This is a genomic window from Phyllobacterium sp. P5_D12 (genome assembly GCF_054049495.1).
Genome location: NZ_JBFUMG010000592.1, coordinates 1 through 2,597 on the forward strand (window position 1 = coordinate 1; position 2,597 = coordinate 2,597).

A 2,597-nucleotide genomic window follows, 5' to 3' on the forward strand; every position below is an offset into this window, starting at 1 on the left:
GCTCAAAGGCCATCCAATGCAGTTCTTGCGTGAAGTGTTGGCGGCTGAGAATATTGTAACATGCAAGCAGGCAAACAGTCTGAGCAATAATCGGCGGGTCAAACTTGCCGGCGTGATTACAGTCCGGCAAAGGCCCGGTAATGGTAAAGTCGTCTTTATGACAATTGAGGATGAAACTGGCATCGCCAATATCGTTGTCTGGGCAAAATTATTGGAAAAATATCGCAAGGAAATCATGGGATCACGCCTTATCCTGATCGAAGGCATGGTTCAAAGCGCCGACAATGTCGTGCACATTGTCGCCCGAAAACTGTTTGATCGTACCGGAGATCTCTACCGTCTCTCCGAGCAACGAACTGTCATACCTGTGTCTCATAGCGACGAAGTGATACACCCGGTCCCGGATCGACCACGGGCCAGTCATCCACGCAAGGTGCGTATTTTGCCAAAATCGAGAGATTTTCACTGACCGTTCAAGCCTGCTTGCTCTCCTTGGCCAATGCTGCCCGGTCTATCGCAGTTATCATGCAAATTTCCAGATCACCCAGACCATCCTTGATCTCCGATTCGGAAATACCGGCCGCCTCCGCATCTGCAGCACATTTTGCAGCAAGTTGTTTTGGCCGACGATCGTGATGTGCCATATCCGCCGGTTTGTTGGCATCGACATTCATGTCGATCCAATTATTAACGAAATCGATCGCTCTTTGGCTCATACATTTTCCTCCTTGGCATTGCCAACGTCTCTCGGACAAAACTGCCGGAAGCGCAGAAGGTTGCGAAAAACACGCGATTAAACAGCTTCGCCGGCCCAAACCTTGAATTTCGTCAGGACACTGGGCCCGAATATATTCGTCAGGGGCACATCCGCCGCGTCGCGCCCATGCGCCACCTTGATCCGGCCTATTCGGGGCTGGTTGTTCCGAGGATCAAAAGCGTACCACTGCCCCCCGAGGTAAACCTCCATCCACGCACAAAAGTCCATTTCCGCATGGGGCAATGGTATGCCGATATCGGTGATATAACCAGTGCAATAGCGTGTCGGAATGTTCAGACAGCGGGAAAAAGCAACTGCAAGATGCGTGAAATCACGGCACACACCACGGCCTTCGAAATATCCCGTGGACGCCGTGCGAGTGGGGTTCGAATGCTCGTAGCCAAACACAATGTGGTTGTGCACGAAATCGCACACAGCCTGAACGCGTTGCCAGCCTTCCGGTACGTGGCCGAACAGGCGCCATGCTTCCTCGCTCAACAAATCGGTCTCGCAATAACGGCTGCCCATAAGATAGACCAGCGTTTCATCCGGAAGATCCTGCACCCGGTGTTGAACAGCATCGAGAACCACAGGATCTGGCATGCCGCTGTCGTCGACGACGGCATTTGTGGAGCAAAAAAATGTGCCCGGCGCAGCGAGAATGCGATTACACCAGTTGCCGAACTGGTCGTGATAGCCATCGACACTGGCGCCAAATGTAGTCTGGAACGTCTCGATGCCCTCCAGATCGGCAAATCGTGAATGATGCACGTTCAAAATGGCAATCAGAGGCGTTTCCTGCGTAAACTCGAACGTCAGTTCACACCCCACATTAATCCTCATCAGCTGTTCCTTTAAAACAAAAAATCTGATTTCGATAAAAAATACAGCACGACAGACTCTCGCGCAAAAAGCAACCGGCCCGACAAGGGACCGGCTGAATTCGCAGCGTTAAAGGCGATCAGGCCTTATCGACAACCTTTTTCACAGCATCCTTGGCTCTCCCCTTGGCTTGCTGTGCTTCGCCTTTCATTTCCTGCATTTTGCCCTTCGCCTGCATTTCTTTCGATCCGGTCGCCTTGCCGGCGGCCTGCCTGACATTGCCCGCGGCCTTGTTAGCTGCGCCGGAAAGTTTGTCGCTTGTACTACCCATCGGGAACTCCTTAAAGTGTTCATCTACCCAAATTAAACGGTGGAGGTTTGCGTTTGTTCCGTTAGTTCACAAGCTCACAAGCATTTGAAAAATCAGCGTATTTTTACAAATGGACAGCAACGACCCGGCGCCCACGGGGGAACAGGCACCGGGTCTCCAGTTACTGATCAAAGTCCGATCAGCTGGATGGAAACGTAGCCAGCTCGCTCTTGGTTCCGCGAAAATTAGGATCGGCTGAAAAATCTCCGGGGCCGCTCACTCGTAAACCTCTTCAATCACCGCTTCAATCGACGATACAAAAAAGCAGTTGCGTGTTGATCCAACGATCTTCTCGCCATCAACTTCGCTCCCATCTTCCGCCCAGAATCCGATGACAATCTTTACGCGTGCGTTCCGCCGTCTTATACGGCGGACGAGATAGCGTGCGTGAGCGACCGAAGACGTGTTGAGGTAGCTTACGTAAATTGTGTTGACGCTGGTAAGATCAAGCTTGCCGATGTTGATCGCCTCGAGCTCCTCGTGAGAAATATCGCGAACGTCAAAATCCTTGCGCTCAAGAATATCGCCAAGAACAACTGCTGCCGCATCGTCGAGGTCGCCGCGTCCGCCGGCGGACGCGATTGTTCTCGGCTTGTCTGGTTTTATCTTCTCTTTATTAGCCACAGCTTTCTTGGAGCCCCCTTCGGG

4 protein-coding genes and 1 pseudogene are annotated in these 2,597 nt (G+C 52.1%); 1 reads left to right on the top strand and 4 read right to left on the bottom strand.

Annotated elements, in window-relative coordinates; all coding sequences use genetic code 11:
- Nucleotides 1-469: OB-fold nucleic acid binding domain-containing protein (locus ACXJ5O_RS23930; protein ID WP_457302083.1), on the top strand; the 469-nt coding region annotated here is incomplete at its 5' end.
- A gap of 4 nt (nt 470-473) precedes the next feature.
- Here the strand turns inward: ACXJ5O_RS23930 and ACXJ5O_RS23935 are convergent.
- The 4 genes and pseudogenes from ACXJ5O_RS23935 to ACXJ5O_RS23950 form a co-directional block, all read right to left on the bottom strand.
- Nucleotides 474-716 (bottom strand): DUF768 domain-containing protein, encoded by a 243-nt coding sequence (locus tag ACXJ5O_RS23935; RefSeq protein WP_271897448.1) that lies wholly within the window; start codon nt 714-716, stop codon nt 474-476.
- A gap of 77 nt (nt 717-793) precedes the next feature.
- Nucleotides 794-1,600 carry a transglutaminase-like domain-containing protein gene (locus ACXJ5O_RS23940; protein WP_457302084.1) on the bottom strand — a complete coding sequence of 269 codons (807 nt, stop codon included), beginning with the start codon at nt 1,598-1,600 and terminating at the stop codon, nt 794-796.
- A 118-nt stretch (nt 1,601-1,718) separates the two neighbouring features.
- The gene (locus ACXJ5O_RS23945; RefSeq protein WP_457302085.1) at nt 1,719-1,910 is read right to left on the bottom strand and encodes a CsbD family protein; all 192 of its coding nucleotides are present in this window, start codon (nt 1,908-1,910) and stop codon (nt 1,719-1,721) included.
- A gap of 255 nt (nt 1,911-2,165) precedes the next feature.
- A pseudogene (locus ACXJ5O_RS23950) lies at nt 2,166-2,597 on the bottom strand (AI-2E family transporter); the annotation flags it as partial.